Source organism: Okeania sp. SIO2B9 (assembly GCF_010672505.1).
Taxonomy (GTDB): domain Bacteria; phylum Cyanobacteriota; class Cyanobacteriia; order Cyanobacteriales; family Microcoleaceae; genus Okeania; species Okeania hirsuta.
Genome location: NZ_JAAHGK010000814.1, coordinates 1 through 3,570 on the forward strand (window position 1 = coordinate 1; position 3,570 = coordinate 3,570).

Here is a 3,570-nt window from a genome sequence, read left to right on the forward strand (position 1 = left end):
GTTGAGTTCAACAATTAATAATTAACAGATAAATTAAACAGTTAACTGGTATAGGATTTTGTCAATTTCGTCAGGCGATTGCTCCTATCTTGAGAGTTATATAAATTATATAGTCATTCCAGTTAAGATTGAGACAAGGGTTTCTTACCTTGAAAGAGTTTCACCTAAAAAAGTGTTCCAGTCTTATTCAGAATGACTATAAATAATTTTATAGATAACTTCAATTTGTATAACTCATAATTTTGATATGGGAGTCATATTTGAGTTTTGTAGAAAATATCCTGAAAAAAGGAGAGAGCTAACAAAAGTAAAATTTTGAGACTGTTTATCTATTTTGGGATTTTTTACAAATTCGACAATGATTGCCATAGTTAAAATTAAATTTAATAAATTTTACAAGTCATATAATGTTTTAAACCAGTTAATAAATATTTGAGCTTGGGGATGTTTGGGATTTAATATTCTTTCCATAACAGCATTATGTAATTGGCGACCGGGAGTATTTTGCCATGCTAACCATGTATGAATATTAGGTTTATCAGTATGATTTTCTATGAATGGCGCACCTTGATTTTTAGCTTATTTAACTGCTGTTTGTGCATAATTCCAAAGCAATTCTTTTTCGTCAGGAATTATATAAGTCAGAAATGTTTCTAACATTCCAGAAATTTTATTATCTGGCATCACCCAAACTCCAAATTTAACACCAAAACTTGTCTGATGAATTAGACCTATTTCTGGTAAATTTTCAGGAAAATCAGGAAGACTTGGTAAACAAACATTTCTAATACTTTGCCATCTATCCTTTGAATTATCATCTGCATCAACCATTAGACCTAATGCAGAAAGTCCAGATGCTTTTAACTCTGTAGAAATTACATTTTTATTTAGCAGTTTTTCTATGCCATCAAAGGATTCAATATATACAAATGGTTGTTTATTTTTATCTTCCCAAGGAATATCATTAGCTTCTATCAAATATGGAATAACTCTTTGATCCTCAGCACCCTCTACCAATAGTTTATTTTTAGGAGGTAATTTTCTTGTTTTTGTTGCCATTACTATCGCACCTCGATGTGACGTTGTGCAGCAATAACAATTTCAGGTTCTGTGAAAACTACAGAAGCATTTTTATTAGCTTCTATTCTGTGAATTGTAATTTCTTCACCCTCTAAATCTTCATTTTGAATAACATCAGCAAGACTACTCCAACAATCACTATTATGAGTAGTAGCAAATACTTGAACATCTAATTTTTTTGCTGTTTTCCAAATAAGTTTCCACATATCAGACATTGTAGAAAAATGTAAACCCGTATCAATTTCATCTACAAGTAACACTCCACCTTAAGCAGAAACAAGAGCGATAGCTAATGCTAAAATTCGCCACATTCCTTCTCCCATACTGCCAATAGGTATGGGTTGTTTTTGGTCAGAAACTTTTACTAGAAACCCACCTCTTGCTCCTACAATTCTATTATTATAACCGTATTTTTAAGGGCTTATTGAAGCAATACGTTCAATTTTAGATTCAATAATTTGCAGTGCTTCTAGGGTCAATGTTTCCTCTGGTGTTAAGACAATTTCATCAAATAATTGAGTAATTTCGTTAATATCTAAAGATAAAGGTGTAATAAATTGAGATTTTGTAACTGCTTTTGTAGCTATTCTAGATGACCTTAACATACGAATATCCATACCTCCATCTGGTGATAATCTGCGTCTTATGCTAACTTCTTTTTTTTTCCAATCAAGCATAAAAAAAATATCTTCTAATTCATCTATTTCTAGTTCATCAGTAATTTCTTCTGAATTATCCAATTCAGAACTCAATTCTTCTGAATCATCGAATAAAGCTTTTTTTTCATCCAATTTATTCGGTGAATCTACTTGTATTGAAGCAATTAGATTTTCCTGATATTTATCATTAGTTCCTACTATAGAAAATTTGCTTCCTACTGAAATTTCACGTCCATAGAAAAGGTGACAAATATCTAGCTGTTTAGAGCGTTCTTTCAATAAAAACTCTCCTCGATAAAACATAATTTTCTGGAATTGTTCGGGTTGGTACGAGCAATATAAAAGTTGAATAGCTTCTAAAATTGAAGTTTTTCCACTATTATTCATCCCCACCAACAAATTAACTCTGCTAAGTTGTTGAAGTTCAAAAGATTGGAAGCAACGAAAATTATTTATACTCAACGATTTCAACATATTTATTTCCTGTTTATATCTACTTAAAAATAAAAAAAAATTAATTTTAAGACGATAGTAAATTTTCAACTTTTTCTTTAAGAGATAGATAAATCCTTTTCAATTATAGCAATTTAAGTAAAGGTGAGGACATTTCTAAATTATCACACTCAGTCATCGATTATTTTTGACTTTTACTTTTTGACTTTTGCCTTGCGCGTAGCGCTATACACCCCAAACTCGATTTAGATTAATGTTTAAATAGTTATGAACCAGAACATCTCTAAATCCAGCTATTTGTCGCCATTGAATAAACGCTTCTACTCGCCATTGAGGTGATTCAAAATCATCAATAGAAATAAAGGTTGGCTCCCCTCCGGTAGTTAACCCCAAACCCAAACGTCTTAGTTTTTCCTCTACTTGCCGACCAAGGGTGTTAATTTTTTGCCATTGCGTTTCGGTATAAGGTTTGGTAGGTCTGGGTTTTTCTTGATAGCGAGAAACAGTAACGGAAAATTCCAGGTTAGACTCGGAAGGTTCGGTGGTGCCTCTTACTGGGTTTGCTGCAGTGGGTTCGGGAGTACAGACCAGAGGAATGTGATTTTCTGCTGTCAAAAAACCAGAGGTGATGTCTAGAACAACCCAACCAGCTCCTGGTAAATAAACCTCGGCCCAAGAGATAATTTTAGTTATAGCAATGTATAGAGAAACACTAAAAATATAATTTAGGTATTTATAGTTAATAATTTTACTGATTTTTTGAGATTTAATAATTATTTATTTATGAGTGGGTTAGCAGATAATAAATGGCTGTGATTAGAGGAATCAAAGATGATTTTTGAGTTGATTTTGATTGATTTTCATTCTTGGAACTTTGGCAAGAGATGTAATTATATTAGCATAAATAAATATAAATAATTACTATATCAAAATACTTACTTAGAAGTAATAAAATTTTATATATTATTTATATTTTTGAGAAAACATTATTTGACTACAAATAGGAAAAATTAGTTGACCGGAAGTTATGAGAATTTCTAATTGTCATCGAAATATTTTTTGCCAAATATTGATAAGTGAATTAACTGAAAATTGATGATTTTGATTTAGGCTGATTAGTAAGAAGATTAGTTAGTTATTGATGTAATTACCTCAATGAATAACCACTTCTCTAATCACTTTAATGGAAGGGAATTATGAATCCTACTGCTGAAAATATTTTAAAATTGGCTGCGCTAGCTACTGTTGTAGATGGTCAAGCCTCTGAACAAGAAAAGAACTTCATTGTTGATGATGGTTCCTATCTGTTGAGAACTTCTCCAGATGAAGTAAGACCCTTTATCGACCTATGTATTAGAATTTATCAATCTAAAGGTGC

The 3,570-nt window shown here is 31.4% G+C and carries 4 protein-coding genes and 1 pseudogene; 1 reads left to right on the forward strand and 4 read right to left on the reverse strand.

Annotated features, from left to right (window positions below; translation table 11 throughout):
- Positions 1–393: 393 nt before the first annotated feature.
- The 4 genes and pseudogenes from F6K13_RS23810 to F6K13_RS23825 form a co-directional block, all read right to left on the reverse strand.
- A pseudogene (locus F6K13_RS23810) lies at positions 394–1,059 on the reverse strand (DUF3226 domain-containing protein).
- Between the two features lie 2 nt (positions 1,060–1,061).
- A complete protein-coding gene (locus F6K13_RS23815) occupies positions 1,062–1,340 on the reverse strand; it encodes an ATP/GTP-binding protein (RefSeq protein WP_240038722.1) in 279 nt (92 codons plus the stop codon).
- Positions 1,341–1,493: 153 nt separating this feature from the next.
- Positions 1,494–2,213, reverse strand: a complete 720-nt coding sequence (locus F6K13_RS23820) for an AAA family ATPase (protein ID WP_240038723.1) — start codon at positions 2,211–2,213, stop codon at positions 1,494–1,496.
- A 204-nt stretch (positions 2,214–2,417) separates the two neighbouring features.
- On the reverse strand, positions 2,418–2,807 hold the full coding sequence (locus F6K13_RS23825) for a DUF86 domain-containing protein (protein WP_240038724.1): 390 nt from the start codon (positions 2,805–2,807) through the stop codon (positions 2,418–2,420).
- A 581-nt stretch (positions 2,808–3,388) separates the two neighbouring features.
- Between F6K13_RS23825 and F6K13_RS23830 the strand changes: the two genes are divergently transcribed.
- Positions 3,389–3,570, forward strand: a 182-nt coding sequence (locus F6K13_RS23830) for a hypothetical protein (protein ID WP_287288588.1), incomplete at its 3' end; no start/stop codon positions are given.